General features: G+C 66.3%; 30 protein-coding genes and 3 tRNA genes. 12 read left to right on the top strand and 21 right to left on the bottom strand.

Annotation, left to right across the window (positions count from 1 at the left end; genetic code table 11):
- Nucleotides 1–13: 13 nt before the first annotated feature.
- Nucleotides 14–1519 (bottom strand): carotenoid oxygenase family protein, encoded by a 1506-nt coding sequence (locus AC5Y7D_RS18530; protein ID WP_499926495.1) that lies wholly within the window; start codon nt 1517–1519, stop codon nt 14–16.
- A gap of 71 nt (nt 1520–1590) precedes the next feature.
- Here AC5Y7D_RS18530 and AC5Y7D_RS18525 point away from each other — a divergent pair, with 71 nt between their 5' ends.
- Nucleotides 1591–2271 (top strand): TetR/AcrR family transcriptional regulator, encoded by a 681-nt coding sequence (locus AC5Y7D_RS18525; RefSeq protein ID WP_499926494.1) that lies wholly within the window; start codon nt 1591–1593, stop codon nt 2269–2271.
- 60 nt (nt 2272–2331) lie between these two features.
- On the opposite strand, the gene rplL is transcribed toward AC5Y7D_RS18525, so the two are convergent.
- From rplL to AC5Y7D_RS18495, 6 genes are all read right to left on the bottom strand, one after another.
- Nucleotides 2332–2724, bottom strand: coding sequence for a 50S ribosomal protein L7/L12 (gene rplL, locus AC5Y7D_RS18520; RefSeq protein ID WP_499926492.1), 393 nt, complete (start codon nt 2722–2724; stop codon nt 2332–2334).
- Between the two features lie 45 nt (nt 2725–2769).
- Nucleotides 2770–3336: a 50S ribosomal protein L10 gene (gene rplJ / locus AC5Y7D_RS18515; RefSeq protein WP_499926490.1), complete on the bottom strand. Its 567-nt coding sequence runs from the start codon at nt 3334–3336 to the stop codon at nt 2770–2772.
- A gap of 234 nt (nt 3337–3570) precedes the next feature.
- Nucleotides 3571–4494: an ROK family protein gene (locus AC5Y7D_RS18510; protein WP_499926488.1), complete on the bottom strand. Its 924-nt coding sequence runs from the start codon at nt 4492–4494 to the stop codon at nt 3571–3573.
- Nucleotides 4494–5111, bottom strand: a complete 618-nt coding sequence (locus AC5Y7D_RS18505; RefSeq protein WP_499926486.1) for a DUF7158 domain-containing protein — start codon at nt 5109–5111, stop codon at nt 4494–4496. The genes AC5Y7D_RS18510 and AC5Y7D_RS18505 overlap by 1 nt, the downstream gene beginning before the upstream one ends.
- Complete coding sequence (locus tag AC5Y7D_RS18500; protein ID WP_499926484.1) at nt 5108–9280, bottom strand: glycoside hydrolase family 38 N-terminal domain-containing protein; 4173 nt, start codon at nt 9278–9280, stop codon at nt 5108–5110. Before AC5Y7D_RS18500 ends, AC5Y7D_RS18505 begins: the two co-directional genes overlap by 4 nt.
- 9 nt (nt 9281–9289) lie before the next feature.
- Nucleotides 9290–10249: a helix-turn-helix transcriptional regulator gene (locus tag AC5Y7D_RS18495; RefSeq protein ID WP_499926483.1), complete on the bottom strand. Its 960-nt coding sequence runs from the start codon at nt 10247–10249 to the stop codon at nt 9290–9292.
- Between the two features lie 62 nt (nt 10250–10311).
- On the opposite strand from AC5Y7D_RS18495, the gene AC5Y7D_RS18490 reads away from it, so the two are divergent.
- The 8 genes from AC5Y7D_RS18490 (at nt 10312) to mmaA4 (ending at nt 17804) form a co-directional block, all read left to right on the top strand.
- On the top strand, nt 10312–10833 hold the full coding sequence (locus tag AC5Y7D_RS18490) for a DinB family protein (RefSeq protein ID WP_499926481.1): 522 nt from the start codon (nt 10312–10314) through the stop codon (nt 10831–10833).
- A 2-nt stretch (nt 10834–10835) separates the two neighbouring features.
- Nucleotides 10836–11429, top strand: coding sequence for a DinB family protein (locus AC5Y7D_RS18485; RefSeq protein WP_499926479.1), 594 nt, complete (start codon nt 10836–10838; stop codon nt 11427–11429).
- A gap of 96 nt (nt 11430–11525) precedes the next feature.
- Nucleotides 11526–12878, top strand: a complete 1353-nt coding sequence (locus AC5Y7D_RS18480) for an ABC1 kinase family protein (protein WP_499926477.1) — start codon at nt 11526–11528, stop codon at nt 12876–12878.
- Between the two features lie 4 nt (nt 12879–12882).
- Nucleotides 12883–13788 (top strand): alpha/beta fold hydrolase, encoded by a 906-nt coding sequence (locus AC5Y7D_RS18475; protein ID WP_499926475.1) that lies wholly within the window; start codon nt 12883–12885, stop codon nt 13786–13788.
- 86 nt (nt 13789–13874) lie between these two features.
- Nucleotides 13875–14735 (top strand): cyclopropane mycolic acid synthase family methyltransferase, encoded by an 861-nt coding sequence (locus AC5Y7D_RS18470; protein ID WP_499926473.1) that lies wholly within the window; start codon nt 13875–13877, stop codon nt 14733–14735.
- A gap of 140 nt (nt 14736–14875) precedes the next feature.
- Nucleotides 14876–15739: a cyclopropane mycolic acid synthase MmaA2 gene (gene mmaA2, locus AC5Y7D_RS18465; protein ID WP_499926472.1), complete on the top strand. Its 864-nt coding sequence runs from the start codon at nt 14876–14878 to the stop codon at nt 15737–15739.
- Between the two features lie 148 nt (nt 15740–15887).
- Nucleotides 15888–16769, top strand: a complete 882-nt coding sequence (locus AC5Y7D_RS18460; protein WP_499926470.1) for a cyclopropane mycolic acid synthase family methyltransferase — start codon at nt 15888–15890, stop codon at nt 16767–16769.
- Nucleotides 16770–16907: 138 nt separating this feature from the next.
- Nucleotides 16908–17804, top strand: a complete 897-nt coding sequence (mmaA4, locus tag AC5Y7D_RS18455; protein WP_499926468.1) for a hydroxymycolate synthase MmaA4 — start codon at nt 16908–16910, stop codon at nt 17802–17804.
- 105 nt (nt 17805–17909) lie between these two features.
- Here the strand turns inward: mmaA4 and rplA are convergent, their stop codons facing one another.
- The 12 genes from rplA to AC5Y7D_RS18395 form a co-directional block, all read right to left on the bottom strand.
- Nucleotides 17910–18623, bottom strand: coding sequence for a 50S ribosomal protein L1 (gene rplA, locus AC5Y7D_RS18450; protein WP_499926466.1), 714 nt, complete (start codon nt 18621–18623; stop codon nt 17910–17912).
- A gap of 78 nt (nt 18624–18701) precedes the next feature.
- Nucleotides 18702–19133 carry a 50S ribosomal protein L11 gene (gene rplK, locus AC5Y7D_RS18445; protein ID WP_459361342.1) on the bottom strand — a complete coding sequence of 144 codons (432 nt, stop codon included), beginning with the start codon at nt 19131–19133 and terminating at the stop codon, nt 18702–18704.
- 52 nt (nt 19134–19185) lie between these two features.
- Nucleotides 19186–19911, bottom strand: coding sequence for a transcription termination/antitermination protein NusG (gene nusG, locus AC5Y7D_RS18440; RefSeq protein WP_499926464.1), 726 nt, complete (start codon nt 19909–19911; stop codon nt 19186–19188).
- 31 nt (nt 19912–19942) lie between these two features.
- Nucleotides 19943–20407: a preprotein translocase subunit SecE gene (secE, locus tag AC5Y7D_RS18435; protein WP_499926462.1), complete on the bottom strand. Its 465-nt coding sequence runs from the start codon at nt 20405–20407 to the stop codon at nt 19943–19945.
- A gap of 95 nt (nt 20408–20502) precedes the next feature.
- A tRNA-Trp gene (locus AC5Y7D_RS18430) sits at nt 20503–20575 on the bottom strand.
- Between the two features lie 122 nt (nt 20576–20697).
- Nucleotides 20698–21198: a (3R)-hydroxyacyl-ACP dehydratase subunit HadC gene (gene hadC / locus AC5Y7D_RS18425; protein ID WP_499926460.1), complete on the bottom strand. Its 501-nt coding sequence runs from the start codon at nt 21196–21198 to the stop codon at nt 20698–20700.
- A gap of 3 nt (nt 21199–21201) precedes the next feature.
- Nucleotides 21202–21630 carry a (3R)-hydroxyacyl-ACP dehydratase subunit HadB gene (gene hadB, locus AC5Y7D_RS18420; RefSeq protein WP_499926458.1) on the bottom strand — a complete coding sequence of 143 codons (429 nt, stop codon included), beginning with the start codon at nt 21628–21630 and terminating at the stop codon, nt 21202–21204.
- Nucleotides 21617–22096 carry a (3R)-hydroxyacyl-ACP dehydratase subunit HadA gene (gene hadA / locus AC5Y7D_RS18415; RefSeq protein ID WP_499926457.1) on the bottom strand — a complete coding sequence of 160 codons (480 nt, stop codon included), beginning with the start codon at nt 22094–22096 and terminating at the stop codon, nt 21617–21619. Before hadA ends, hadB begins: the two co-directional genes overlap by 14 nt.
- A gap of 49 nt (nt 22097–22145) precedes the next feature.
- Nucleotides 22146–22313 (bottom strand): 50S ribosomal protein L33, encoded by a 168-nt coding sequence (rpmG, locus tag AC5Y7D_RS18410; protein ID WP_036352522.1) that lies wholly within the window; start codon nt 22311–22313, stop codon nt 22146–22148.
- A 62-nt stretch (nt 22314–22375) separates the two neighbouring features.
- Nucleotides 22376–22449 (bottom strand) — tRNA-Met (locus AC5Y7D_RS18405).
- A 32-nt stretch (nt 22450–22481) separates the two neighbouring features.
- Nucleotides 22482–22554 (bottom strand) — tRNA-Thr (locus AC5Y7D_RS18400).
- A gap of 99 nt (nt 22555–22653) precedes the next feature.
- Nucleotides 22654–22863 carry a type II toxin-antitoxin system VapB family antitoxin gene (locus AC5Y7D_RS18395; RefSeq protein WP_499926455.1) on the bottom strand — a complete coding sequence of 70 codons (210 nt, stop codon included), beginning with the start codon at nt 22861–22863 and terminating at the stop codon, nt 22654–22656.
- 89 nt (nt 22864–22952) lie between these two features.
- Here AC5Y7D_RS18395 and AC5Y7D_RS18390 point away from each other — a divergent pair, with 89 nt between their 5' ends.
- The 3 genes from AC5Y7D_RS18390 to AC5Y7D_RS18380 all read left to right on the top strand — a co-directional run bounded on the left by AC5Y7D_RS18390 (nt 22953) and on the right by AC5Y7D_RS18380 (nt 25392).
- Complete coding sequence (locus tag AC5Y7D_RS18390) at nt 22953–23669, top strand: MBL fold metallo-hydrolase (protein WP_499926453.1); 717 nt, start codon at nt 22953–22955, stop codon at nt 23667–23669.
- 126 nt (nt 23670–23795) lie between these two features.
- Nucleotides 23796–24641, top strand: a complete 846-nt coding sequence (locus tag AC5Y7D_RS18385; RefSeq protein ID WP_499926452.1) for a DUF8453 domain-containing protein — start codon at nt 23796–23798, stop codon at nt 24639–24641.
- A gap of 55 nt (nt 24642–24696) precedes the next feature.
- A complete protein-coding gene (locus tag AC5Y7D_RS18380) occupies nt 24697–25392 on the top strand; it encodes a crotonase/enoyl-CoA hydratase family protein (protein WP_499926450.1) in 696 nt (231 codons plus the stop codon).
- Nucleotides 25393–25494: 102 nt separating this feature from the next.
- Here AC5Y7D_RS18380 and AC5Y7D_RS18375 read toward each other — a convergent pair whose 3' ends face one another.
- Nucleotides 25495–26529 (bottom strand): patatin-like phospholipase family protein, encoded by a 1035-nt coding sequence (locus AC5Y7D_RS18375; RefSeq protein ID WP_499926448.1) that lies wholly within the window; start codon nt 26527–26529, stop codon nt 25495–25497.
- Between the two features lie 10 nt (nt 26530–26539).
- Nucleotides 26540–26995 carry a cyanase gene (gene cynS, locus AC5Y7D_RS18370; protein ID WP_499926446.1) on the bottom strand — a complete coding sequence of 152 codons (456 nt, stop codon included), beginning with the start codon at nt 26993–26995 and terminating at the stop codon, nt 26540–26542.

The following is a 26995-nucleotide window of genomic DNA, read 5'->3' as shown; positions in this document are numbered from 1 at the left end:
CTGATCAGCCGCGTCATTGCGCCGGCGCCCAGTTGCCGTGGAATCCCATGGGTACCCGCTGCGGCAGGTGCACGGTGGCCGCCGTTTGCAGCGTCTGGGCATCGACCAGCAGCAACTGGCCCTCGTCGCGGCCGCGGTGGTAGCCGTAACCCATCAGGACACCGTCGTCCTCTGCCCCGGGCGAGGGGTTCGGGACGAACGACATCTCGCCGATCACAAGTTCGGGATCCAGCGGTGCAACCTGGCTCGACCCGGTCGCGTAGTCGTGCTTGTACAGGGCGGTCACCATCGGCGTTCCCTGCTCCTGGGCGAGATAGCCGTCATCCACGCCGACGGCGTAGCCGAACCGGTGCCGCGCGCCCGTCAGGGTCTCGTTGATCCGGGGAAACTCCTGCGGCCGGTCGTCGCGACGTTCGGTGGACACCGACCCGGTGGCCAAATTGATGGTCCAGCGCTCCAGCATGGGTTGAGTGTCCCCGGGGCCCCGGCGGTCGCGGTCGAACATCCGCGCGTAACTCACCACGTCGAGCACCAGGTATTCGGAGCCGTTGCGGATTTCGGAGTAAGCGTTGAGCGGGTGGTAGACGTAGCAGGGTTCGATATCGAACCAGCGCACGTCCCGGTTGGAGCCTTCCCGCGGCATCACCCCGATGCGTGCCGGATACTTCGGGTTCCACGCATAGGGCATGCGGTCGGTCGGCTTGGGGTTGCTGTTCATCCGGGCGGCGATCGGACTCGGCACCCGTACGCGCCCCACCAGCGACTGGATCACCAATTGAGCCGGCACGCCCAGCCAGCGCGGGAACTTGACCGGCAGCACCTGCCTGGGGTCGAACGTGACCGGTAGGTCGTAGATGACCACATACTTGTCAGTGAGTGAGAAATCATGCATCATCGGCGACCCACCTACCTGGATGTCGACGGTGCGGCGGGCCCGTCCGCGGGTGTCGATCACCGAGTACTGCACGGTTCGCCCGCGGGCGAATGAGTAGGACACGGCGTGCAGCTCGCCGGTGTGCGGATCGCGGTGCGGGTGGGCGGTGTAGCCGCCGTACAGGGTGCCGTCGAAGTCGCAGGTCCCGACGGTGTCGAGGTCCTCGGTGAGTTCGTAGTTGGCGACTCCGCCCTCGACCAGAGCGAGCGTGCGGCCGGCGTGTGCCAGCACGCTGGTGTTGGCACCCAGAGCCAGCAGACCCGCCCGCGGATCCAGCCTGGCGGGAGCGGACTCACCGAGCTTGGCGGCCACCGCTGCGCTGCGCACCCAGCGGTTGCGGTACCAGCGGGCCTGCCCGTCCTGCAGCGCCACCCCGTGGACCATCCCGTCGCCGCTGAACCAGTGGTAGGTGGCCGGATTCACCTCCGACGCCGGGTTGGGACCGTTGCGCAGATAGCGGCCGTCCAGGTGCTCGGGGATCTGACCGGTCACCTGCAGATCGGTGGCGGTGACTTCGGCCGTAACCGGCGCCAGAAAGTCCTCGAGGTACGGGTTCCGGATTTCGGCCGTCTTCATCGCCGTCATGGCTGAGCTCCTATAACATTGTTATTTCAGCGTTATTGGAACCGTACGCCGCTGATGAGAGGATGGCAAGGATGACTTCCTCCGCCACTCAGCGCAGCATCCGCGACGAGTTGCTGCGCGCCGCCGTGGGGCTGCTCAACGACCATGGCCCCGACGCGCTGCAAACCCGCAAAGTGGCCGGCGCCGCGGGAACGTCCACGATGGCCGTCTACACCCACTTCGGCGGCATTCGCGAGCTCATCGCAGCAGTCGCGGAAGAGGGGTTGCGGCAATTCGGCGCCGCGCTGGCGGTGCCGCAGACCGACGATCCGGTGGCTGACCTGATGGCCGTCGGCGCCGCATACCGGCGTTACGCGATCGAACGGCCGCACATGTACCGGCTGATGTTCGGCAGTACCAGCGCGCACGGCATCAACGCCCCGGCCGGCAACGTGCTGACCCTCACGCTCGCCGAGATCGAACAGCAGGAGTCCAGCTTCGCCCATGTCGTGCGCGCCGTGCACCGGTCGATGCTCGCCGGCCGGATCACGGCATCCGCCGCAGATGACGACGCCGCCGTGGTGGCGACGGCAGCCCAGTTCTGGGCCCTGATCCACGGTTTCGTCATGCTGGAGCTGGCCGGGTTCTACGGCGACGACGGGTCGGCCCTGTTGCCCGTGCTCGCCGGGATGACCACGAATCTGCTTGTCGCGCTGGGTGATTCACCTGAATTGGTGCATCGGTCGCGGCAGGCGCTGGTCGCCGCCCGCTGAGCGCTGCCGGGCACGCGGAAGCCCCCGGTGCCTGCGGCTCCGGGGGCCTCTGCGCAATGACTACTTGACGGTGACGCTGGCGCCGGCGGCCTCGAGCTTGCCCTTGGCCTCGTCGGCGGCCTCCTTGGAGACCTTCTCGAGCAGCGGCTTGGGGGCGCTGTCGACCAGGTCCTTGGCCTCCTTGAGGCCCAGGCCGGAGACGATCTCACGCACCACCTTGATGACGCCGATCTTCTTCTCGCCGGCGGCTTCGAGGATCACGTCGAACTCGGACTGCTCCTCGGCGGCCTCGGCCGGAGCAGCGCCACCGCCACCGCCGGCCGCGGCAACGGCGACCGGGGCGGCCGCGGTGACCTCGAAGGTCTCCTCGAACTTCTTGACGAAGTCCGAGAGCTCCAGCAGGGTCATTTCCTTGAAAGCGTCGAGCAGGTCGTCGCTGGAGATCTTTGCCATGGTGTTTCCTCCTGAGTTTTCTTGAGTTTCTCGGGTTTGTGGGGGTTATTCGGCGGCTTCGGGCGTTGCCTCGGCGGCGGGTGCTTCGCCAGGCGCTTCCGTGCCCTTCTTCTCCTGCAGGGCAGCCAGCAGTCGGGCCATCTGCGACGCGGGCGCGTTGAACAGGCCGGCAGCCTTGGCGAGGTTGCCCTTCATTGCGCCGGCCAGCTTGGCCAGCAGCACCTCGCGGGACTCGAGATCCGCGATGCGCTCCACCTCGGCGACGGTCAGCGGGTGGCCGTCCATGTAGCCGCCCTTGATGACCAGCGCCTTGTGGTCCTTGGCGAAGGTCTTCAACGCCTTGGCCGCGTCCACCGGCTCACCGGTGACGAACGCGATCGCCGTCGGGCCGGCGAACAACTCGTCGAGACCTTCGATCCCGGCCTCCGAAGCCGCCCGCTTGATCAGGGTGTTCTTGGCCACCGCGTAGGTGGTGGACTCCCCCAGCGACCGGCGCAACTCGGCGAGATTGGCCACCGACAAACCGCGGTACTCGGTGATAACCGTCGCCGTCGAGGCCTTGAAGTGTTCTGCGATGTCTGCGACGGCGGTGGCCTTGTCAGCCCTGGCCATGCATACCTCCTACAAGTGTGATGGGCCGCCGGAGGAACGCCGAACGCCCCGGCGCAGGATGCGGCCGGGGCGTCAAATGCGCCGGCGCGCGCGCCGGCGAGAATGCCTCGTCCTCCTGCGTGGGCCGCCGGGAATACCCGGACCTTCAACCGATTGCTCGGTGACCGACGGTCTTCGGTGGATCGGGGACCACAATAGCGTGGCCGGCGCGATCAGCCAAAACGCGGCCGGCGCCTACAGTCCGGCGAGGCGGGCCGCGCCGATCAGGCCGGCGTCGCCACCGAGGGCGGCCGGCGACACCTGCAGGCCGGACAGGAAATTCAGGCCCCGGTAGTCGGCCAGCGCCGACCGCAGCGGATCGAAGAGCAGCCCGCCGGCCTTGGCCACGCCCCCGCCGATGACCACCAGATCAAGGTCGCACACGGCGCCGACCGAGGAGATCATCGCGGCCAGCGCGCGGGTGCCCCGCGCGAACGCCTGCAAGGCCACCCCGTCGCCGGCCGCCGCCGCCTGGGCCAGGTCCCGCGCGCCGGCGCCGGGCGGCGCCGACCAGCCGTTGGCCCGCGCCCAACGCGTCATCGATGGACCCGACGCGATCGTCTCCACGCAGCCGCGGCCTCCGCAGGCGCAGGGCAGCCCGTCCGGTTCGACGACCACGTGGCCGACATGGCCGGCGTTGCCGGTGCGGCCCGTGTACGGCACACCGTCGAGCACCAGACCGCCGCCGACTCCGGTGGACACCACCATGCCAAGCAGGAAGCCCGCGCCGCGGCCGGCGCCGATCCAGTGCTCGCCGAGCGCCATGCAGACGCCGTCACCGCCCAGCCGCACCGGCACTCCGGGCACCGCCGCCACCACCCGGTCGCGCAGCGGGAACCCACGCCAGGCCTTGATGTTCACCGGGCTGACGGTGCCGGTGGCCAGGTCGACGGGCCCGGCCGAAGCGATGCCCACCGCCGCTACGGGTCCGCCGGCCGCGCGCAGCGCGCCGTCGATCATGCTCGCGACCGCATCCCAAACCTGTTGCGCCCCAACCCCGGACGGGGTGGGGCAGGTGGCGTTGTACACCAGCGTGCGGGCGGGATCGGCGAGTGCGGCGGGGTCGGCCAGCCCGGCGGCGATCTTGGTGCCGCCGATGTCCAGACAAAGGGTGAGCATCAGTGGCGGTGGGTGTTGTCGGGCTGGCGCGGGTCGCCAGGATGTTCGTAGCCGGGCGCCAGTTCAACCAGCGCCGCCCGGCGGGCATCGAGCCAGAGCCGAAAAGACCGCCGGCGGGCGGCACCCAGCAGATGCTCAGCGATCGCCGATCGCACCTGCTCGAGTGGCGGGTCGGCGGGCACGGGAGCGCGCCAGCCGTCGCTTCCCACCCGGGCCCGGGCGAACCGTAGCGGGTTGCGGGCGTGGTAGTCGGCCACCTCGTCGGCGCTGACCTCGATACCGGCGGTGACGGCGGCGAACAGGGCCCGCGCCCGTGGGTCGGCCAGCGCGGCCGCCGCGATGCTGCCGATCTCCAGCCGAGCGGTCACGTCGGGCAGCACGTCTTCGGCGGTTGGTGCGCCGGCGCCGTCGAGGCCGCGGGCGGCCGCCTCAGCGGCGATCACGCGCTCGGTGACGAGCAGTTGGGTGAGCCAGCGCCGCAGTTGCCGGCCCTCGCCGGTGCCGCGCGCAGGCAGCGCGTGGGCGCCGGGACCGTCACGCAGCCGCTGCTCGCGGGCGTCGATGTCGGTCACGGCGACCGTTACGCCGGCCACCGTGGCTACATAAAGGAAAGTCATCTCACCGTCACTTTCACCGCGGGCGAATAGATCAGCCGCCCCGCACAGCCAACCCGGACCAGCGCCCACCACTGGCCCGGCTCCAGCCAGGCCGGCGGGCTTACGTCGAAGGCGAGTTCGACACTGCAATGAGCGGGCAGCTCGGCACCGCGCACGGCCGGACCGATCCACTCCCAGGTTCCCCACGGGCTGATCAGGTGCGCCTCGACCGCCAAGTCGGCGCAGGCACGGCTGCCGATGGTGACCGACAGCCGCCGCGCTGACCCCGCGGTCAGCTCGATGTCGGCGGGACCCTCGACGAGGTAGACGAAGTCACCGGCGTGCGAACCGACGTCCACGAACGCGACATCCTCGACCACCTGACGCCACGCGGCCGGCACGTCCGGGTCGGTGACCCGCAGCTGAGCCCGGACCGGGTATCGCCCGGCCGGCGCCGGTGCCGGTATCCCAAGCACGACGTCGGTCTCCAGGTGCTCCCCGGCGCCCAGCGTGAAGGGCAGTTCCGCCGGGGCCACCGACCAGCCGTCCGGACCCAGCACCTGCACCGTGCCGCCCAGCCTGACATCGGTGCAGTCGCTGGCCACCGTCAGGCGCAACCTCACCTCGCCCGCATCCGCACTCACCTGCTGCGGGTGCAGGTGCGCAACCACCGGCAGCCCACCCAGCGGGGCCGGGCCGCGATTGTGCAGCCAGTACCGGGCGTAAAGGGGTTGAGCCGGCTCGGCGTGCGGGGTCAACTCCCCCGGGCCGACGCGGAGGCGGGGGATATCGAGGCGTGCCAGCACGGTAGCCACCTGGTAGCCGTCGAGATCGATGACGCGTCTGCGGCGTTCCGGCTTCTCCAGCAGGTCGGCCTGCGCGAACGCGCGCAGCGTGCCCAGGTCCGAGCCGACGACGACGCGCACGGCCGTGCCGGTCGCTTCCACCAGTCGCAGCGCGACTTCGCCGGGCGCCACGGGTTTCGCGCTGCCGGCGGCCAGCGGGTTGCCGGCGGCCTTCAACGCGCCCAGTTGCACGGAATCCGCGGGCTCGATCCGCAGCAGCGAGCCGGCCGCGGGCAGCGCGCCATGTCGCCGGTCCGGGGTGACCGCCCGCAGCGGATTGGCGAACCGGGCGCTGTGGCCGGGGAGCCCGGCTCGACGCCAGTCGCCGTCGCCGCAGATCAGCGCGTAGTCGAAATGGTGCGTCCAGTGCTGCAATTGGAAGTTCGAACCATCGGGCGCGGTGCGACGCGGCTCGTCGATCCAGGTGCCCGAGGGCCAGCCGGTGCACGACCGCATCAGCGCGGTGTGCAGGGTGCCGTCGGTTTCGACGGCGAAGCTGGGCACGCCGCGGTTGAGCAGCGCGACGGTGTAGTCCTCGAAGGGTTCCGCCCGGGACGGCACGTGCTGGTCGACGAGGATCTCGGCGTCACCGAGGTCGTCGACCAGTGCCGCGATCGCGGCGCCCAGGTTCCGCGCACCCCTGCCGTCGATGATCAGCACCGGCAGCGCGTCCACGGCACTCAGGTCGGCCCCGGGAACCCACTCGGCCGCCAGCGGTTTCGCGGCCGGCACCCAGACCCGCGCCCGGCCGGTGTCGGCCAGCTGGCGCTGCAGTTCGGCGGTATGGGCCGGTCCGGCCCGGTTCAGCACCGCCGCGGTGAAGGCGTTGCGGTCCGGACCACCCAGCGCGATGCGCGCATCCGGCAGGTTGGAGTCGACGTCGAGGTTGCCGTAGCGCGGCTTGCCGGCGCCGCTGCAGGTGGCCGTTACCCCGGCGCGAACCAGCGCGACCATGAGGTCGCGAGCCATCGGTCCCGCCGCCGGCTCCGACGGCGCCACCACCTCGGCAACCGCGATCACCCGGGTTCCGCCGCCGAGGCGGACCCGGACCGCTGAGGACAGCCCGAACCAGCGGTAGGCCGGATTGTCCAGCGTCCACAGGTGTTCTGCGGTGTCCACCGACCGAACACCCGCTGCACCGGCGCGGTGCAGCAACGCGAAACCGCGCCCGACGACGGCATCGCCGACCTCGCTGACCGGCACAGCGCCGGGCACCGGGCACGGCCAGCGCAGCCGCAGCAACCGGTCTTCGCCGACGAAGTCGTCGATGGTGGTGCGACAGTCGACGCGGGCCACCCCCCGCCACAGGGTGAGCGTCTGGGTGTAGCGCAGTACGTCGCCGATGCCGCCGCGCACCACCAGGCGCTCACCGAGCGGACCGCGGTAGGCCTGCACGCTCGCGGCTTGTTCGGAGCTGCCCACCACCGGCCCGCTGGGCAGCAGATGCCAGGGGCCCTCGCCCTGGGTCGGGTGCGAGGCGTATTCCTCGTAGACGGCCAGCTCGTTGCCGACCCGGCCCGCGGCGATCAGCTCCCGGCCGGCACGGATCAGTGACGCCACCGCTCCGCCCCGTTGGGGGTCCACGGCGAGCCGGTAGTGCTCGTTGGCGATCTGTGCCCCGGTGACCGGCTGCCAGCCGTCAGTGTGGCCCGCCGCGACCAGCCGGTAAGTCCGCCATCCCAGCGACGGCACGTCCCCGGCCAGCCACGTCACCGACTGTCCGTCGTGTTCGACGTGCGCGGGCAACTCGGTGCCGTCGGAATCCAGCACCCGCACCCCCGCGCGCAGCGGCCGGTCCAACCGGGCGGTGACGATATCGCTGCGCGGCTGCGTGACGGGGTTCCACACCACCACCGCCTCGGCGGCATCCGCCACCAGACCCGACAGCAGCTGCAGCGCGTTGTCGCGGCAGGCGCTGCCCAGCTCCCACGCGTCCCGCCAGCCGGTCAGCAGATCGAGGTACACCTGGTCGGATTCCGAGCCGGTGATGGCGTCGTGGTGAGCTCCGTAGGCCAGCTGCACCCACGCCTTGGCAAAGGCGGCCTGCGGGTAAGGCGCGCCCGTCAGCGCCCCGGCGAACACCGCGAAGCGCTCGGCGTCGAGCACCGCGTTCTCAGCGGCCCGGTTGGCCTGCTTGGTGTCGATGTAGGACACGTCCTTGCCGGTGTAGATCGGGTTCATGTCGCGGGTCTGCGGCGATGCCACCGCTGACCGCTCGGCGAGTTCGGCACGCACCGCGTCGAAGAACTCCCGCGGCAGCCCGCACACGAATCGCGGCCAGGTGTAACGAGACGCCCAGTCGCGGTGGATCTCGGTGACCCACTTGTTGGGCGGGGTGTAGTCGGTACCCACCGGAAGCAGCACGTTGCGGGTCAGCGCAACCTTTTTCAGCTGTTCGAACAGCGCATAGGTCGCTTGCTGCGCCTCGGTCAGCGTGGTCGAGGAGTCCATCCACCAGCCGGCCGAATAGTGCGCCGGCATGTAGTGGGTGAGCAGGCCGCGGCCCGAGGGGGAGATCCACTCGAACTCGCTGCAGAACTGCATCCGGTCGACCTCACCGCCCGAGGCCGGGCCCCACTGGTGGTGCGGACCGCGGGCCCACGAACTCGAGGTGAGCCCGGCATCGGCGGCCATACCCGGGAACTGCGGATCGTGTCCGAAGACGTCGAGCTGCCAAGCGGTGGCCGGGTCGGCGCCCAGCACCGAACGCTGGAAGCCGATGCCGTGCACGAGATTCCGGATCGTCGTCTCAGGGCTGGTGAGGTTGGTATTGGGCTCGTTGTAGGTGCCGCCCATCACTTCGACCCGACCCTGCGCCAGGAACCTACGCAGGTCGGCGCGGTCCTCGGGGCGGGTGTCCCAGTACGGCTTGAGGTAATCGACCTCGGCGAGCACGAACTTGTACTCAGGTTCCCGGCGCGCCATTTCCAGATGCGCGTGGACCAACTCGAAGCCGTTGGTCTGGCGGGCGCGCCCGGGCGGGTCTTCGTGCCACTGACTGGTGTAGGCGCCCTGGGTGTTCCACCAGACCGGGTCGTAGTGGAAGTGGCTGACCATGTACATCGTCCATCCGGGTTCGGCCACCACGAACTCGAAATCCAGGCCGGTCCCGGCCCCCTGCACCCGCGCGGGAATCCGCTGCCCCACCGCCGGGCCATCCACCGCTACCGCAACCTCGACCACACGCGCACCGGCCGCCACGACCGCCTCGCCACGCAGGCCGGCACCGTCGACACGCAGTGCTACCGGCTCCGCGCATCCGGCGACGGTGACGCGCACCAGCTGCAGCGGCTGGTCCGGCGGGCCGGCGAACAGCTCGGTCGACTCCGCCGAGACCAGTTGCATGACCGCACCTTACGGCGCCTCACCCGCACGCTGAAGACGTCTGCCCACCACAGCAGCCGCCAACCGCACCTCCGACGGTTCCAGCACCTCGAACTCCGCCCCCACCATCGCGAAGTGCAGCACCATCCGCTCGGGGTCGTCTCCGCCGGCCGTCACGATGCAGGCCTGTGTTCCATCGGGCTCGACCGTCATCGAAAGCGGCGAGAAGTGGCGCGCGACGACCGGGGCGGGCAGCCGGTAGCGCACCCGGGCCACATACCGGTAGGGCGCCGCGCTCACCGAGTGCCGGAGGTAGTCGCGTGCATCGGGGGCCGGTCTGGGCAGGAAGGTACTGCCCACGGCGTGCGCCGCACTCATCCGGTCCAGTCGCAGCGTTCGCCAGCCGGCCCGGTCGCGGTCGTAGGCCAGCAGATACCAGCGCCGGCCGGTGGTCACCACCTGATAGGGCTCCACGCGCCGCCGGGTCGGATTGCCGTCTCGGGCGGTGTAGTCGACCTGCACGTGTTCGTGATCCCGGCAGGCGCGGGCCAGCGTCATCAGGACGTCGGGATCTACCGGAGAGTCCGCCCCGTCCGGCGTCAACGTGACCGTCGACTCGAGCACCGCCGCGACCTGGGAGCGCAGCCGGGCCGGCAGCACCTGGTCCAGCTTGCTGAGCGCCCGCAAGGCCGACTCGCCCACGCCGGCCACGCTGCCGCCGGCGGCAAGCCGCAGACACACCGCCACGGCGACCGCCTCGTCCGGATCGAGCAGCAGCGGAGGCAACGCCGCGCCTGCTCCGAGCCGGTAGCCGCCGCCGGAGCCCTTGCTTGCCTGCACCGGATAGCCGAGCTCGCGCAGGCGTTCGACGTCGCGCCGAATACTGCGGCCGGTCACCGAGAGCTGCCGGGCCAGCTCCTGGCCGGTCCAGACCCGACGGGACTGCAACAGACCCAGCAGTTGCAACACCCGGCTCGTCGTCCCCGACATGCAGCAAGTCTGCCCCACTTTTAGGACCGATTCTGTCCGCTATTACTGGAAGGCTCTTGGTCATGGCAGAACTGACATCCCAACTGGCTGATCAACTCGACTGGCACTGGCGCGCGCAACTGCGACCCCGCCTCGACGACTTGACCGACGACGAATACTTCTGGCAGCCAGTGCCCGACTGCTGGACCGTGCATCCGGACGGATCGGTGGATTTCGTGTATCCGAGCCCCAGCCCGACGCCGTTCACCACCATTGCCTGGCGGCTGGCTCACGTCATCGTCGGAGTGTTCGCCATGCGCAACCACCACCACTTCGGCGGTCCGCCCGCCGACTACCAGACTTGGCGTTACGCCACCGACGCCGCGGCCGCCTTGCGGCAACTCGACGAGGAGTACACAACCTGGATCAGCGGGGTGCGGGCGCTGTCGGCCGCGGACCTCACTCGGCCGTGCGGGCCCGCCGAAGGGCCCTACGCCGAGTACGCCCTGAGCGAACTGATCCTGCACATCAACCGGGAGGCAATCCATCACGGCGCCGAAATCGCTTGTCTGCGTGACCTTTACCTGCACACCCGAAAGGACTGACCATGCCCGCTCTCGCCCCTCCGGTCACCGATGAACGCCACGGCCTACGCGAGTACCTCGCGTATCACCAAAGCGCGTACCACGCGGTGTCCTACGGCCTGAGTGACGACCAGGCACGCTCGGCGCCCTCGGCCAGCGCACTGTCGATCGGCGGCCTGATCAAACACGCCACCGGCATGCAACGCGCGTGGATGGCGCGGGTGGCCGCCGCGCCCGGGGCCCCGCCGCCGGACCCGCGGTCGTTCGAGGAACGCTCCGCGGAGTATGCCAACGAGCTGGTGATGCTGCCCGACGAGACCCTGGCCGGGTTGCTGGAGGCATTCGCCGCGCAGAACGCGGAAACGCTGCGGCTGGTGGAAACCGCCGACCTCGACGCCACGGTGCCGGTGCCGCAGGACGCCCCCTGGTTCCCCAAGGACATCGCGGCCTGGTCGGTCCGATGGGTGATCCTGCACGTGATCAACGAGCTGGCCCGCCATGCCGGGCACGCCGACATCATCCGGGAAAGCCTCGACGGCGCGACGATGTACGAGTTGATCGCCGCAGCGGAGAACTGGGAACCGCAGCCGTGGCTGACGGCGTGGCAACCCGGCTGAGCCGGGCCGCGGAACCACAACCGTCGTGCGTTCGCGGCGCGTGAGGGCCCTCACGTGAATTGGGAATTGACTCCCCCGGTTTGGCACACTGCAGAAATGAGTTCCACTAAACACCGAGATGTGGCCAAGCTGGACCGGGTGCCACTACCGGTCGAAGCGGCCCGGGTAGCTGTCACCGGTTGGCAGCTCACCCGCACCGCCGCTCGGGTGGTCACCAAACTCCCGGGCAAGGGGTTGCGCTCTTCCTGGCAACAGAAGGTCATCAAGGAGATCCCGCAGACCTTCGCCGACCTGGGCCCGACCTATGTGAAATTCGGCCAGATCATCGCGTCCAGCCCCGGCGCATTCGGTGAGTCGCTGTCTCGCGAATTCCGCAGCCTGCTGGACCGGGTCCCGCCGGCCGACACCCAAGAGGTGCACAAGCTACTCATCGAGGACCTCGGCGACGAGCCGGCGAACCTGTTCGCGAAATTTGAAGAAGAACCGTTTGCCTCGGCGTCGATCGCCCAGGTGCACTACGCGACCCTGAAGACCGGCGAGGACGTCGTCGTCAAGATCCAGCGACCGGGCATCCGTCGCCGGGTGGCCGCCGACCTGCAGATCCTGCAGCGCTTCGCCCAGGCCGTCGAACTGGCGAAGCTGGGCCGCCGGTTATCCGCCCAGGACGTGGTCGCCGACTTCTCCGACAACCTCGCCGAGGAGCTGGACTTCCGGCTGGAAGCGCAGTCGATGGACGCCTGGGTCTCCCATCTGCACGCGTCCCCGCTGGGCAAGAACATCCGGGTACCGCAAGTGCACTGGAACTTCACCAGCGAACGGGTCCTCACGATGGAGCGGGTGCAGGGCATCCGCATCGACAACGTCGCCGCCATCCGCAAAGCCGGGTTCGACGGCACCGAACTGGTCAAGGCGCTGCTGTTCAGCCTGTTCGAGGGAGGGCTGCGGCACGGGCTGTTCCACGGCGACCTGCATGCGGGCAACCTCTACGTCGACGACCAGGGCCGCATCGTGTTCTTCGACTTCGGGATCATGGGCCGCATCGATCCCCGCACCCGCTGGCTGCTGCGCGAACTGGTCTACGCCCTGCTGGTCAAGAAGGACCACGCCGCCGCCGGCAAGATCGTGGTGCTGATGGGCGCCGTCGGGACCATGAAGCCCGAAGCGGAAGCCGCCAAGGACTTGGAGAAGTTCGCCACCCCGCTGACCATGCAGTCGCTCGGCGATATGTCCTACGCCGACATCGGCCGCCAGCTGTCGGCGCTCGCCGACGCCTACGACGTCAAGCTGCCGCGCGAGCTCGTGCTGATCGGCAAGCAGTTCCTCTACGTCGAGCGGTACATGAAGCTGCTGGCGCCCAAGTGGCAGATGATGTCCGACCCGCAACTCACCGGTTACTTCGCCAACTTCATGGTCGAGGTCAGCCGCGAGCACCAAGCCAACGAGGTGTAGTCACGTGGAAATTCGCAGTGGCACCGCGGTAGCGGGTGATCTGAAGCTGTACTACGAGGACATGGGTGACCCCGGCCATCCGCCCGTGCTGCTCATCATGGGCCTGGGCGCCCAGATGCTGCTGTGGCGTACCGAGTTCTGCGAACAACTCGTCCGCCGGGGATTTCGGGTCATCCGCTACGACAACCGTGATGTCGGGCTGTCCACCAAGACCGAGCGCCACCCCGACCCGCAGCCCCTGGCTACCCGGATGGCGCGCTCCTTACTCGGCCTGCCCAGCCGCGCAGCCTACAAATTGGAAGACATGGCCGACGACGCCGCCGCCCTGCTCGATCACCTGGAAATCGGGGGGGCGCACATCGTCGGAGCATCAATGGGCGGCATGATCGCGCAGGTCTTCGCCGCACAGTACGCGGAACGCACCCAGACGCTGGCGGTGATCTTCTCCAGCAACAATCACCGGTTCCTGCCGCCACCGGCGCCACGCGCCCTGCTCTCCCTGATCAAGGGCCCGCCGGCGAGCGCACCGCGTGAGGTGATCGTCGACAACTCGGTGCGGGTCAGCAAGATTATCGGCAGCCCGCACTACCCGACTCCCGAGGAACAGCTGCGGGCCGAGGCCGCCGAAGCCTACGACCGCAGCTATCACCCGTGGGGGATCGCACAACAATTCAGCGCCATCATGGGCAGCGGCAGCCTGCTGCACTACGACCGGCGCATTACCGCCCCGACTGTCGTTATCCACGGCCGGGCAGATAAGCTTATGCGCCCCTTCGGCGGCCGAGCGGTCGCCAGGGCAATCAACGGCGCCCGATTGGTATTGGTCGACGGCATGGGCCATGATCTGCCCAAGCAGTTGTGGAGTCGCGTCATTGGCGAGCTGACTAGCAACTTCGCTGCCGCCGGTTAAGCCATGGCCGACGGTTTCGGGATGCCCGATGGGTGTCACGCAAGAATAAGAAAAGACGCTACGGTGTGCGCTGGAGGTGGTCCGATATGGCCGAACTGAGACCCTATTACGAAGAGTCGCAAGCGACGTACGACATTTCCGACGACTTCTTCGCGCTGTTCCTGGACCCCAACATGGTGTACACGTGCGCCTATTTCGAGCGCGACGACATGACGCTCGAAGAGGCCCAGATCGCGAAACTGGATCTGGCGCTGGACAAGCTGAACCTCGAACCGGGCATGACGTTGCTCGACGTCGGTTGTGGCTGGGGTGGCGCCGTGGTGCGCGCGGTGCAGAAGTACGACGTCAACGTCATCGGCATCACGCTGAGCCGTAATCACTACCTGCGCAGCAAAGCGAGGCTGGCCGCGCTTCCCACCGCGCGGCACACCGAGGCGCGGCTGCAGGGTTGGGAAGAGTTCCACGACAAGGTCGATCGGATCGTCAGCTTCGAGGCTTTCGACGCGTTCAAGAAAGAGCGCTGGCCCGCGTTCTTCGACCGCGCCTACGAGATCCTGCCCGACGACGGCAGCATGCTGTTGCACAGCATCTTCACCCACGAGCAGACGTACTGGCGGGACCACGGCATCACCGTGACCATGAGCGACCTGCGTTTTTTCCGATTCCTGGCGACCGAGATCTTCCCCGGCGGCGGCATGTGCGGTGAGGTCGACATCATCGACAACGCGAAGAACAGCGGTTTCTCGGTCGGTGAGATCCAATATCTGCAGCCGCATTACGCGCGGACGCTGGACATGTGGGCGGCGAATCTGGAAGCCAACCGCGAGCAGGCCATCGCCATCCAGTCGGAGGTCGTTTACGACCGTTTCATGCGGTATCTGACGGGGTGCGCGAACCTTTTCCGAAAGGGCCTGTCCAACGTCGCGCAATACACGCTGACCAAATAAGAAAAAGTGCCGCTGAACAGCTCAGACGCTGTCGCGGTTTAGTAATGGCGCCCTGGTTCGGCTAACATGCCCGGGGCATGCACGGGGATGCGACGACGCATGCGACCGTGAGCCCTGCGGGGTTCGGAAAGGCAATACAGATGGCTCAGAAGCTGACGCCGCACTTTGACGATGTGCAGGCACATTACGACTTGTCCGACGACTTCTTCCGGCTGTTTCTGGACCCGACCCAGACCTACAGCTGCGCCTATTTCGAACGTGACGACATGACCCTGGAAGAGGCCCAGCTCGCCAAGATCGACCTGGCTCTGGGCAAGCTCGGCCTGCAGCCCGGCATGACGTTGCTGGACGTCGGCTGCGGCTGGGGTGCGACGATGCGCCGCGCAATCCAGAAGTACGACGTCAACGTCATCGGCCTGACCCTGTCCAAGAACCAGGCCGCACACGTGCAGCAGAAGTTCGACGAGATGGACACCCAGCGCACCAGGCGCGTGCTGCTGGAAGGCTGGGAGCAGTTCGACGAACCCGTCGACCGCATTGTGTCGATCGGCGCCTTCGAGCACTTCGGCCACGACCGCTACGACGACTTCTTCGCGCTGGCGCACAAGTTGCTGCCGGCCGACGGTGTCATGCTGCTGCACACCATCACCGCCTTGAGCGGCCCCCAGATGGCCGAACGCGGCATGCCGCTGACCTTCGAGATGGCGCGGTTCGCCAAATTCATCATGACCGAGATCTTCCCCGGCGGCCGGTTGCCGTCCATCGAGAAGGTCACCGACCACTCGGCGAAATTCGGCTTCCGGCTGACCCGCCGCCAGTCGCTGCAACAGCATTACGCCCGGACCCTTGACCTGTGGGCCGCGGCTCTGGGGTCGCGGCGCGAGGAAGCCATCGAGATCCAGTCCGAAGAGGTCTACGAGCGCTACATGAAGTACCTGACCGGTTGCGCCAATTCGTTCCGTACCGGCTACATCGACGTCAACCAGTTCACACTGGAGAAATAGCGGGCAGGCGACCATAGTGACGTTGGTGGGTGAAGTTCGACGGAAACGTTTCCATCAACGTGTTCAAATGAGAGGGATGCGTACCACACGTGTAGGGTGCGCAGGATGATCACCTTGCGGGGGGTGGGCTTGTCCCACGGGAGGACCTATGTCTAATAACTTGACGCGTGCCCGGAGCAGGCGAGAGAACAACGACGACGTCCAGGCGCACTACGACATCTCCAACGAGTTCTTCGAGTTGTTCACGGATCCGACTCGGACCTACAGCTGCGCCTACTTCGAGCGCGACATCATGACTTTGGAGGAAGCCCAGATCGCCAAGCTGGACCTGGCGCTGGGCAAGCTGGGACTCGAGCCCGGAATGACCCTGCTAGATGTGGGTTGCGGCTGGGGTTCGACGATGAAGCGAGCCCTGGAGAAGTACGACGTCAACGTCATCGGACTGACCCTGTCAAAAAACCAGCACGCTTACTGCGAGACACTTCTCGACCAGGTCGACACGAACCGTTCGCACCGTGTCCTGCTGAGCGACTGGGGTGACTTCAACGAACCTGTGGACCGGATCATCACCATCGAGGCGTTAGAGCACTTCGGCTTCCAGCGCTATGACGACTTCTTCGAGTTCGTCTACGGCGCCCTGCCCGAGGACGGGGTCATGCTGCTGCACTCGATCACCGGTTTGACCGGCGGGCAGATCGCCGATCGCGGCATGCCGATTACGTTCGAGATGGCACGCTTCATCAAATTCATCGTGACCGAGATCTTCCCCGGCGGCCGGCTGCCGTCAATCGAGAAGGTCGATGAGCACGCGACGAGGGCCGGGTTCACCGTGAGCCATGTCGAGTCGCTGCAACTGCACTTCGCCAGGACCCTCGACCTGTGGGCAGAAGCCCTAGCGGCGCATAAGGAAGAGGCCATCGAGATCCAGTCCCAAGAGGTGTACGAGCGGTATATGAAGTACCTGACCGGCACCGCCGAGTGCTTCCGAATCGGTTACATCGACTGCCACCACTTCACGTTGCAGAAGTAGTCCGGTGCCGGAGACGGGCGTCTGGCGCCACTTGGGCCAGCAGGCCCGTACCACCGGATCGGGTAGTGTTTCACGTCAAGATCTAGGACCAGTGCGCGCGACTAGGTAGTGCCACATATTCAGGAGAACACCACAGCAATGGCCGAGAATCCGACCGGTGCCATGACGAAGCCAACACAGTTCAAAGACATCCAGGCGCATTACGACGTCTCCGATGACTTCTTCGCGTTGTTCCAGGACCCGACTCGCACCTACAGTTGCGCCTATTTCGAGCCGTGGGACATCTCGCTCGAGGAAGCCCAGATCGCCAAGGTTGACCTGAACCTGGACAAGCTGGATCTCAAGCCGGGGATGACGTTGCTGGACGTCGGCTGTGGCTGGGGCACCACGATGAGGCGCGCGGTCGAGAAGTACGACGTCAACGTCATCGGCCTGACCCTGTCCAAGAACCAGCACGCCCGCTCCCAGCAGGTGCTGGACGAGCTCGACACCGACCGCTCACGCCGGGTGTTGCTGCACGGTTGGGAGGACTTCAACGAACCGGTCGACCGCATCGTCTCCATCGAGGCGTTCGAGCACTTCGGACACGAGAACTACGATGACTTCTTCAAACGGTGTTTCGACATCATGCCCGACGACGGCCGCATGACCGTGCAAAGCAGCGTCAGCTACCATCCGTACAACATGGCCGCCCGCGGCAAGAAGATCACCTTCGAGACGGTGCGCTTCATCAAGTTCATCATCACCGAGATCTTCCCGGGCGGCCGGCTGCCGTCCACTGAGATGATGGTCGAACATGGCGAGAAGGCCGGGTTCATCGTCCCCGAACCTCTTTCGCTACGACCGCACTACATCAAGACGCTGCGCATCTGGGGCGACACGCTGGAGTCCAATCGGGAGAAGGCTATCGAGGTGACCTCGGAGGAGGTCTACCAGCGGTACATGAAGTACCTCCGCGGCTGCGAGCACTACTTCGATTACGAGATTCTCGACGTCAGCCTGGTGACTTACCTCAAGCCCGGGGCCGCCGCGTAGCAGCGACCCAACACCGACCGTGAATCACACCGACCGTGAATCTTACCGCGCGACGCGCGGGCGCAGCGTCGCAAGGTTCACAGTCGCGACGTCAGAGGCGCCGACTCACTCCGCTTCGGCGGTGAAGTTGCGAGTGATCGACGGGTCGACCGGGATACCCGGGCCGGTCGTCGTCGACACAGTCACCTTCTTCAGGTAGCGCCCCTTCGACGATGACGGCTTGTGCCGCAGCACCTCGTCCAGCGCCGCACCGTAGTTCTCGGCGAGCTTCTTCTCGTCGAACGATGCCTTACCGATGACGAAGTGCAGGTTGGCCTGCTTGTCGACCCGGAAGTTGATCTTGCCGCCCTTGATGTCGGCGACCGCCTTGGCCACATCGGGGGTCACCGTGCCGGTCTTGGGGTTGGGCATCAGGCCGCGCGGACCGAGCACCCGCGCGATCCGGCCGACCTTGGCCATCTGGTCGGGCGTGGCGATGGCGGCGTCGAAGTCAAGGAATCCACCCTGAATCTTCTCGATCAGGTCGTCGCTGCCGACCACGTCGGCTCCCGCGGCGATGGCGGCATCGGCCTTCTCGCCGACGGCGAAGACGGCGACCCGAGCGGTCTTGCCGGTGCCGTGCGGCAGGTTGACCGTGCCGCGGACCATCTGGTCGGCCTTGCGCGGGTCGACTCCGAGCCGGATCGCCACCTCGACGGTCGCGTCCTGCTTGATGGACGACGTCTCCTTGGCGAGCCGTGCGGCCTGCAGCGGGGTGTAGAGGTTGCTGCGGTCCACCTTCTCGGCGGCGGCGCGGTAGGCCTTACTGGTCTTGCTCATGTGCTGTCCAATCTGGTGTTGGGTCGTGGTTACCTGCGGGCCGAAGCTGGCCCTCCCACGCGTTCTCGGTTTGTCGGACTATTCGACCGTAATGCCCATCGACCGGGCGGTGCCGGCGATGATCTTGGCCGCGGCGTCGATGTCGTTGGCGTTGAGGTCCGTCTTCTTCGTCTCGGCGATCTCGCGAACCTGGTCCCAGGTCACCTTGGCGACCTTGGTCTTGTGCGGTTCGGCCGAGCCCTTGCCCACGCCGGCGGCTTTGAGCAGCAGCTTGGCGGCCGGCGGCGTCTTCAGCGCGAAGGTGAAGCTGCGGTCCTCGTAAACGGTGATCTCCACCGGGATGACCTGCCCGCGCTGGCTTTCGGTGGCAGCGTTGTAGGCCTTGCAGAATTCCATGATGTTGACGCCGTGCTGGCCGAGTGCGGGCCCGACCGGCGGTGCCGGGTTGGCCTGCCCCGCCACGATCTGCAGCTTGATCAGCCCGGTGACTTTCTTCTTTTTCGGGGCCATGAGTGTGTCCTACATTCCTTCCTGGTTTTGCAAAGTTCGACTGCCCTGCGGGCTAGATCTTGGATACCTGGCTGAAGGTCAGCTCCACCGGTGTTTCGCGGCCGAAGATCGAGACCAGCACCTTGAGCTTCTGCTGTTCGGCGTTCACCTCGTTGATCGTGGCCGGCAACGTGGCGAACGGCCCGTCCATGACGGTCACCGATTCGCCGACCTCGTAGTCGACCTCGAGAACGGGACGTTCCAGGCCGCTTGTTTCGGCCGCGGCGGCGGTGCTGGCCGCACCCTTGGCGGCCTTCTTCGCCGCGCCCGGCGGCAGCAGGAACTTCACCACATCGTCGAGCGACAGGGCCGACGGACGCGAGGTCGCACCCACGAATCCGGTCACTCCCGGGGTGTTGCGCACCGCAGCCCACGAGTCGTCGGTCAAATCCATCCGCACCAGGATGTAGCCCGGCAGCACCTTGCGGTTGACCAGCTTGCGCTGGCCGTTCTTGATTTCGGTCACCTCTTCGGTGGGCACTTCCACCTGGAAGATGTAATCGCCGACGTCGAGGTTCTGCACCCGGGTCTCGAGGTTGGCTTTCACCTTGTTCTCGTATCCCGCGTATGAGTGGATGACGTACCAGTCGCCCGGCTTGCTGCGCAGTTCCGCCTTGAGGGCGGCGGCGGGGTCGACATCTTCGGCCGGAGCCGCGGTGTCCTCCGCACCCGCCGGGGTGCTCCCCTCTTCCACATCGACCGCCTCACCCGCGGACGTGTCACCGTCGAACGTCGTCACGGTTCTCAGTCCTCTCTATCGCTCTCAAGTCTCAGCCGAACACCAACAGCACGAGCTTGCTCAGACCCAGGTCGGCGCTGCCTACCAGCGCCACCATGAAGGCCAGGAAGACCAGCACCACCGACGTGTAGGTGAGCATCTGTTTGCGGTTGGGCCAGATCACCTTCCGCATCTCGGCTACGACCTGCTTGAGGTAGTTGTAGACGAACACGAACGGGTTGACCGAGCTGGACGAACCGGCTTTCTTCGGCTTCTTCGCTTTGTCCTTCTGCGTGGATTTTGCCTTCGAAGTCTTCGACGACTTCGATGCGTCCTTCTTGGCAGAATCCTTCGTGGCGACCTCGACGTCGGTCGATTCGTCGTCGCTGTCCTCGGCCTCCACCGGGCGCACCCGGGACCGCTTTCCCGTGGGACGCTGTGGCCGCGCCGCCGCCTTGGTCACCACGGCACCGCCGTCGCCTGCGGCGTCGTCGGCAACGTCGCCCTCGTCGCTCACCGCGTGCTCCTTCGTTCGCTAGCTGTTTCGCGGGCCGTACCGCTCAACGTGGCCACCTTTCCCAGTGTCCACCATTGCACGGCCCGACCATTCAGCAGGGGCGACAGGACTTGAACCTGCAACCTGCGGTTTTGGAGACCGCTGCTCTGCCAGTTGAGCTACGCCCCTATTTCCGGGGCTTACATGACGCGCGCGCCCCCCGTTCGGTGATCGCGAACCGACGGACAGCGCGCTTGTGATGGGAAAACCCCGAGGTCCGAGTGTACATGTGAGCGGGAGTCAGATACTAATTAGCCGGTTCTGACGACCTGCCCGGTTTCCTTGTCCCACTTGAGCTGGATGGAGTTGTCCCCTTCGTGGCCCATCAGGGTCGTATAGGCCTCCAAGACCAGCACGCCATCCTGGTTGTGACAGAAGTTCTTCGTCATAACGATGTCGGCGCCGAAACGCTCGTTCACGGATTCGACGCGCATGCTGCCGTACAGCTTGTCGCCGACATGGATCGGCGCGTGGTAGACGAACTTCTGGTCCACCTGGACGATCTGCATGGTTTCAAAGCCGACGTCGACGTTGCGGAAGAAATCGTCCTGAATGAGTTTTGCCAGAATCGACACGAAGGTCAGGGGCGCGATGACGGTGGGGTAGCCGAGTTCGGCGGCGGCCTTCTCGTCGAAGTTGGCCCCGTCGCTGGACTTCACCGATCGCGCGAACGCGCGAACCTGTTCCCGGCCCACCTCGAAGTAATCGGGATAGACCCATGTCATCCCGCGGATATCGGTTTTGAGGGCCATCCGCTAAGCCAGCTTCGCCGAGGCGACAGCCCGGCCGAAGATCTTCTTTCCGCCGGTGGTGGCGGTCAGCGCGACGGTCACTGACTTGGTCTCCGGGTCCACGGACTTCACCCGGCCGCTGAACACCAGCTCGGCACCCTTGCCGTCATTGGGCACCGGGACCACCGCGGTGAACCGCACGTTGTACTCGGTGACGGCACCCGGATCGCCCACCCACGACGTGACATAGCCGCCGCCGATGCCCATCGTCAGCATGCCGTGGGCGATCGCGGTGTCCAGCCCGACCATCTTGGCGATCTCGTCGTCCCAGTGGATCGGGTTCAGGTCACCCGAAACGCCGGCGTAGTTGACGAGATCCTGACGGGTCAACGGGTAGGTCCGCTCCGGGAGCTGGTCACCCACCTGCACCGAACTGAACTCACGCAGAGGCATCGGCAAATCCTACTTCCCCGTCTTCACCGGCACGGCCCGCCAAGGTCGTGTAGGTCTCCTGGACAATCTCACCGGCATCGTTGGTGATGATGTTCTTGGTCACGATGATCTGGGTGCCGTGCGCCTCACGCACCGCATCCACGTGCACGTCGCAAAACAGCTTTTCACCCGCGACGATCGGCTTGTAAAACTTCAGCACCTGGTCGACCTGGACGATCTGCTGATCGGTGACCGCGATGTTGGCGTCCCTGAAAAAGGCCGACTGTGCTTTATAGCCGAAAACGGAGATGAAACACAACGGCGCCGCCAGGCCGGCGTAGCCAAGTTCGGCTGCCGCGTCTTCCCCGAAAAAAGCCGGATCGTCATTCTGGACGGCAATCGCGTATTCGCGGATCTTTTCCCGTTCCACCACGTAATGGTCGGGGTACCGGTAATGCATCCCGACGATCTTTTCGGACAGGGCCACAGTTCTCGAACCTACCTAGTCGACTCTCTGTAATTGGGTGTGCGCGCTTTTAGCGCGTTTCGCGGTGCCCCTGGTGCTTGCCGCAGTTCGGGCAGAACTTTTTCAGCTCGAGCCGGTCCGGGTCGTTGCGGCGGTTCTTCTTGGTGATGTAATTGCGGTGCTTGCACACCTCGCACGCCAAGGTGATCTTCGGCCGCACGTCGGTACTGGAAGCCATGACGGTTCTCTCTCAAATCTCTCGAAGTCTCAATATTGAATTGTCGTGCTGGTGGTGTCTTGTAGCGATGGCCGGACTCGAACCGGCGACCTAACGATTATGAGTCGTTCGCTCTAACCAACTGAGCTACACCGCCTCTGGGGCCGCGCACCTGCTCGGCGTCCGCCGAGCCCCCTAACGGAATCGAACCGTTGACCTTTTCCTTACCATGGAAACGCTCTACCGACTGAGCTAAGGGGGCCGTTCACCCGTGGCGACGAGACCTGCCGCGGGCCAAAAAGAGGGTACAGCCTGGCACACAGCGTCTCCAAACCACGTGCGCCCGGCTACGGCCGGGTGCTCACCCAGGGTCGCTGTTGCGGTGCAGAGTCCAGGCGCTGAGATCACTGAACTCGTCGTACTCCCCGGACTCGGGGTCGGCGTTATCCGCCACATCCACTAACGCCCGCATGGCCAGGTTGACCGCCTCGCGCGCGTCGGCGACGTGGTAGCGGCGAATGATCTCTTCGACCAGGTCGACGTCTAGCAAGATTTCGACCCTCTTCAACATGGACTGATATTAGCGGCTTAAGCCCAGGTAGGCACCGCCAAGAAGGCCGAATCTGTGGCATTTTCGGACGACCCCATAGTCTGGTGGTCGTGTCAGATTCGGACCGGTTGTATTTCCGACAGTTGCTTTCCGGCCGCGACTTCGCGGCCAACGACCCGATCGCGGCGCAGATGCGCAACTTCGCCTACCTGATCGGCGACCGCGACACCGGTGACTGCGTGGTGGTCGATCCGGCCTATGCCGCCGGGGATCTCGTCGACGCGCTCGAGTCCGACGGCATGCGCCTGTCCGGAGTGCTCGTCACGCACCATCATCCTGATCACGTCGGCGGATCGATGATGGGTTTCGAGCTCAAGGGCCTGGCCGAGCTGCTGGAGCGGGTGAGCGCACCGGTGCATGTGAACACCCACGAGGCCCGGTGGGTGTCCCGTATCACCGGAATTCCGATGAGCGACCTCACCACCCATGAGCACCGGGACAGAATCAGCGTCGGCGACATCGAGATCGAGCTGCTGCACACGCCGGGTCATACTCCGGGCAGCCAGTGCTTCCTGCTGGACGGGCGGCTGGTCGCCGGCGACACGCTGTTCCTGGACGGCTGCGGACGCACCGATTTCCCGGGCGGCGATTCCGACGAGATGTATCGCAGTCTGCAGCAACTCGCTGCGCTACCGGGTGACCCGATGGTGTTTCCCGGGCACTGGTACTCGGCCGACCCGAGCGCCTCGCTGTCGGAGGTCAAACGGTCCAACTACGTGTACCGGCCCGCCAATCTCGACCAGTGGCGAATGATGATGGGCGGCTGACGGCTCGGCGAACACAGATGGCTTTACTGCGCACGGCCGATAGCCCCGTCAGCAATACACAGCAAGCCCCTTTACGATCAGTTCAGCTGAGTTCCAGATCCGAGGATCAAGCGGAGGGTTAATTCCATGGGGTGGGTCCAAGGAAGCTGGCGGGAGAGCTGGCAGGGCATCGACAACGTCGAGTCCAGCACCTGGTTGGCGTGGGCGGCGTGGGGGGCGCTCGCCCTCGGCGTCGTCGCGCTGATCTTCACTCACCGCCAGCTGCAGCGAAACCGGACACTGGCCGCGGAGAAGACGCGACCGCACGTCGCCATGTTGATGGAGCCGCACGTCGCGGACTGGCACGTCATCGAGTTGGTGGTGCGCAACTTCGGGCGGACCGCGGCCTACGACATCCGGTTCAACTTTCCCAATCCGCCGACCGTCGCCGAGTACGAGAACGCCTCGGACGGCTACGCCGACGTCGTCGAATTGCAGCTGCCGCGGCAGTTGCCGACGTTGGCACCCGGGCAGGAGTGGCGGATGGTGTGGGACTCCGCACTCGACCGGGCGGAGATCGGGCATGGCGTCGAATCTCGCTTCGAGGGCACCGTGACCTACTACGACCGCCCCGAGCGGCCCCGCGGGTGGAAATTCTGGCAGCGCGACCGCCGTCCGCTGGAAACCAAGGTGGTGCTGGACTGGGATGCGCTGCCACCCGTGCAGCGCATCGAGCTGATGACGACGCACGACCTGGCCAAGCGGGAGAAGCAGAAGCTGGAGCTGCTGCGCAACCTGTTGACGTACTTCCACTACGCAAGCAAGGAAACTCGCCCGGAGGTGTTCCGCAGCGAGATCGAGCGGATCAACCGTGCGGTCCAGGAAACCCAGGACCGGTGGCGGACCCGGCAACTCGACGAGCCGACCGACGTGAGTCTGCGTTGGGGCGACGCCGAGAGCGAACTGGGTAAGCATCGCAGCCAGCGGGTGTGAGCCCGCGGGCACGATCTGGTTCAATCGACTGTCCGTAGCGAAGGAGTCACCACCCATGAGCGGTCCGGTCGTCTATACCAGCGACGAAACCATCGGAGTCATCCGGATGGACGACGGCAAAGTCAACGCGCTCGGGCCGACTATGCAGCAGGCCCTCAACGACGCGCTCGACCAGGCCGATGCCGACAACGTCAAGGCGCTGGTGATCACCGGGAACCAGCGGGTGTTCAGCGGCGGCTTCGATCTGAAGATCCTGACCTCCGGTGAGGTACAGCCCGCGATCGACATGCTGCGTGGCGGCTTCGAGCTGTCCTACCGGCTGCTCTCCTACCCGAAGCCGGTGGTGATCGCCTGCACCGGCCCGGCGATCGCGATGGGTTCGTTCCTGCTGTGCTCCGGTGATCACCGGATAGCGGCCCACGCGTACAACATTCAGGCCAACGAGGTCGCGATCGGGATGGTGATTCCGTGGGCCGCGCTGGAGGTGTTGAAACTTCGGCTGACCAAGTCGGCGTACCAGCAGGCCACCGGCCTGGCCAAGACGTTCTTCGGTGAGACGGCGCTGGCCGCCGGCTTCATCGACGAGATGGCCCTGCCGGACCGGGTGATCGTGCGCGCCGAGGAGGCAGCGCACGAATTCGCCGGGTTGAACCAGTCAGCGCACGCCGCAACCAAACTGCGGGCGCGCTCGGACGCGCTCAAAGCGATCCGCGCCGGGATCGACAACATCGAGAAGGAGTTCGGGATCTAAGGGCCTCTGGCCAGGCATTGCCTCGGTGGTGCGGCTGCCCGAACAGCCGCTGCACACCGGCGCCTCCTCCATCTAAAATTTTGACACCCTCGCGCCCCCGCGTCATTGGAACTGCCGGAACCGCTCCAAATATTCGACCCAGTTCCACGTCGCGAGAAAAGCCTGCGCCGCCTCGCGCCCCTTGTCGTACAGCGCCTCGGCATCCGCGCGCGAAATGCTGAAATCCAGGAAGTTGACCGCAGTCGAGTCGACCCGGATGGCTCGGGCGCTCACCCACGGCTGGTTGAGATAAGTCTGGTCGTGGCCGACGAACATGGTGGTGATCAGCTGCTCGAGCAGCACCGACGGCGGGCCCAGGAGTCGCAACGCGCCCACCCCGGGAATCAGCTGGTCGTTGCCTTCGGGCAACTCGGGCACCACCGTGATGCCGAAGGTGGGCCAGCGCGGCGATCTGCGGTCCGGCCGGTCGAAGGAGTCGATGGGAAAGTTCGACAGCACGCCGCCGTCCACCAGGGTGGATGTGCGCCCGGCGGCACTGGTCAAGCTGACCGGCCGGAAATAGAACGGGATCGACATCGAGGCGCGCACCGCGTCGGCCACCGGCTGCTCGTCGGGATCAAGTCCGTACAGCCTCCGGTAGTCCCAGGGCAGCCGCACCAGCTGACCGGTCGTCAGGTCGGTGACGGTGACCACCAGCCGGTAGCGGCGCTCGGCGGGCATCTGCCGGTCGCTGAGCGCCAGATCGCCGAAGGTCTGCACACCCAGGTTCTTCAGCTCGCCGCGGATCCATGCGTGGGCGAAATCGCCTCGGTACATGCCGTTTTCGCGTAGCAGACCCCACGCCGGGCCGACGACGGGCAGCTGCCCGACGGCACCGGTATCGCGGAATTTCTCGTACGGCAGGGTGAGTGCGAGCTCTTTGATCTGAGCGGTGGTCAGCTGGTCACCGTTGGAGGAAGCGGCCAGGATCGATCCCACCAGCGAACCCGCAGAGACACCGGAGACCCGCTTGAGCGAGTAGCCGGCGTCCATCACGGCGACCACGGCGCCGACCAGTCCGACACCCTTGACTCCGCCACCCGAGAGAACCATGTCCACGGGTTTGCGCCGCGTGGTCCCGCCCCGCCGCTCCGCCATCAGCGCCCCTTCAGTCCTGGGCCGAAGTCCATTGGTAGGGAAGGAATTTCCCGTCGAACGTAACCACGACCCGGTCACCCGATTCGTGCGATTTCTTCTGCAGGTCGACGCTGAAGTTGATGGCGCTCATGATGCCGTCGCCGAACTGTTCGTGGATCACTTCCTTGATGGCACCGCCGTAGACCTGGAGTGCCTCATAGAACCGGTAGATGGTGGGGTCGGTGGGCACGGCGGTGGGCAGCCCGCCCCGCATCGGCGGTGCCGCCAGGACCGCGACGGCGGACTCGTCCAGCCCCAGCATCTCGACCAAGACCTTCCCCTGATCCGCGGGGATCGGTTGCTGGCCCAGCAGCGCCGACGTCGTCCACAGCAGCGGCCGCTCGATGGCGTCGGCCAGTTGCTGCCAACTGAGCCCCTTCGACAGCCGGGCAACGACGATCTGTTCGGTGATCTCGTTTCTGTTCAC

The organism is Mycobacterium sp. NGS49 (genome assembly GCF_059812565.1).
Note: the sequence above shows the minus strand (reverse complement) of the source record. Positions and strands in the feature narration are given on the sequence as shown.

Bases quoted from the DNA above. Each gene is read 5' to 3' on its own strand.
- AC5Y7D_RS18480 (WP_499926477.1), top strand. From the start codon at position 11,526: ATGAGTTCCACTAAACACCGAGATGTGGCCAAGCTGGACCGGGTGCCA.
- AC5Y7D_RS18495 (WP_499926483.1), bottom strand. From the start codon at position 10,249: ATGTCGGGGACGACGAGCCGGGTGTTGCAACTGCTGGGTCTGTTGCAG.
- AC5Y7D_RS18380 (WP_499926450.1), top strand. From the start codon at position 24,697: ATGAGCGGTCCGGTCGTCTATACCAGCGACGAAACCATCGGAGTCATC.
- AC5Y7D_RS18500 (WP_499926484.1), bottom strand. From the start codon at position 9,280: ATGCAACTGGTCTCGGCGGAGTCGACCGAGCTGTTCGCCGGCCCGCCG.
- AC5Y7D_RS18385 (WP_499926452.1), top strand. From the start codon at position 23,796: ATGGGGTGGGTCCAAGGAAGCTGGCGGGAGAGCTGGCAGGGCATCGAC.
- AC5Y7D_RS18530 (WP_499926495.1), bottom strand. From the start codon at position 1,519: ATGACGGCGATGAAGACGGCCGAAATCCGGAACCCGTACCTCGAGGAC.
- AC5Y7D_RS18470 (WP_499926473.1), top strand. From the start codon at position 13,875: ATGGCCGAACTGAGACCCTATTACGAAGAGTCGCAAGCGACGTACGAC.
- AC5Y7D_RS18505 (WP_499926486.1), bottom strand. From the start codon at position 5,111: ATGACTTTCCTTTATGTAGCCACGGTGGCCGGCGTAACGGTCGCCGTG.
- rplL (WP_499926492.1), bottom strand. From the start codon at position 2,724: ATGGCAAAGATCTCCAGCGACGACCTGCTCGACGCTTTCAAGGAAATG.
- AC5Y7D_RS18375 (WP_499926448.1), bottom strand. From the start codon at position 26,529: ATGGCGGAGCGGCGGGGCGGGACCACGCGGCGCAAACCCGTGGACATG.
- rpmG (WP_036352522.1), bottom strand. From the start codon at position 22,313: ATGGCTTCCAGTACCGACGTGCGGCCGAAGATCACCTTGGCGTGCGAG.
- AC5Y7D_RS18490 (WP_499926481.1), top strand. From the start codon at position 10,312: ATGGCAGAACTGACATCCCAACTGGCTGATCAACTCGACTGGCACTGG.
- hadC (WP_499926460.1), bottom strand. From the start codon at position 21,198: ATGGCCCTCAAAACCGATATCCGCGGGATGACATGGGTCTATCCCGAT.
- rplA (WP_499926466.1), bottom strand. From the start codon at position 18,623: ATGAGCAAGACCAGTAAGGCCTACCGCGCCGCCGCCGAGAAGGTGGAC.
- AC5Y7D_RS18525 (WP_499926494.1), top strand. From the start codon at position 1,591: ATGACTTCCTCCGCCACTCAGCGCAGCATCCGCGACGAGTTGCTGCGC.
- mmaA4 (WP_499926468.1), top strand. From the start codon at position 16,908: ATGGCCGAGAATCCGACCGGTGCCATGACGAAGCCAACACAGTTCAAA.
- rplJ (WP_499926490.1), bottom strand. From the start codon at position 3,336: ATGGCCAGGGCTGACAAGGCCACCGCCGTCGCAGACATCGCAGAACAC.
- mmaA2 (WP_499926472.1), top strand. From the start codon at position 14,876: ATGGCTCAGAAGCTGACGCCGCACTTTGACGATGTGCAGGCACATTAC.
- AC5Y7D_RS18395 (WP_499926455.1), bottom strand. From the start codon at position 22,863: ATGTTGAAGAGGGTCGAAATCTTGCTAGACGTCGACCTGGTCGAAGAG.
- rplK (WP_459361342.1), bottom strand. From the start codon at position 19,133: ATGGCCCCGAAAAAGAAGAAAGTCACCGGGCTGATCAAGCTGCAGATC.
- AC5Y7D_RS18510 (WP_499926488.1), bottom strand. From the start codon at position 4,494: ATGCTCACCCTTTGTCTGGACATCGGCGGCACCAAGATCGCCGCCGGG.
- AC5Y7D_RS18460 (WP_499926470.1), top strand. From the start codon at position 15,888: ATGTCTAATAACTTGACGCGTGCCCGGAGCAGGCGAGAGAACAACGAC.
- hadB (WP_499926458.1), bottom strand. From the start codon at position 21,630: ATGCCTCTGCGTGAGTTCAGTTCGGTGCAGGTGGGTGACCAGCTCCCG.
- AC5Y7D_RS18485 (WP_499926479.1), top strand. From the start codon at position 10,836: ATGCCCGCTCTCGCCCCTCCGGTCACCGATGAACGCCACGGCCTACGC.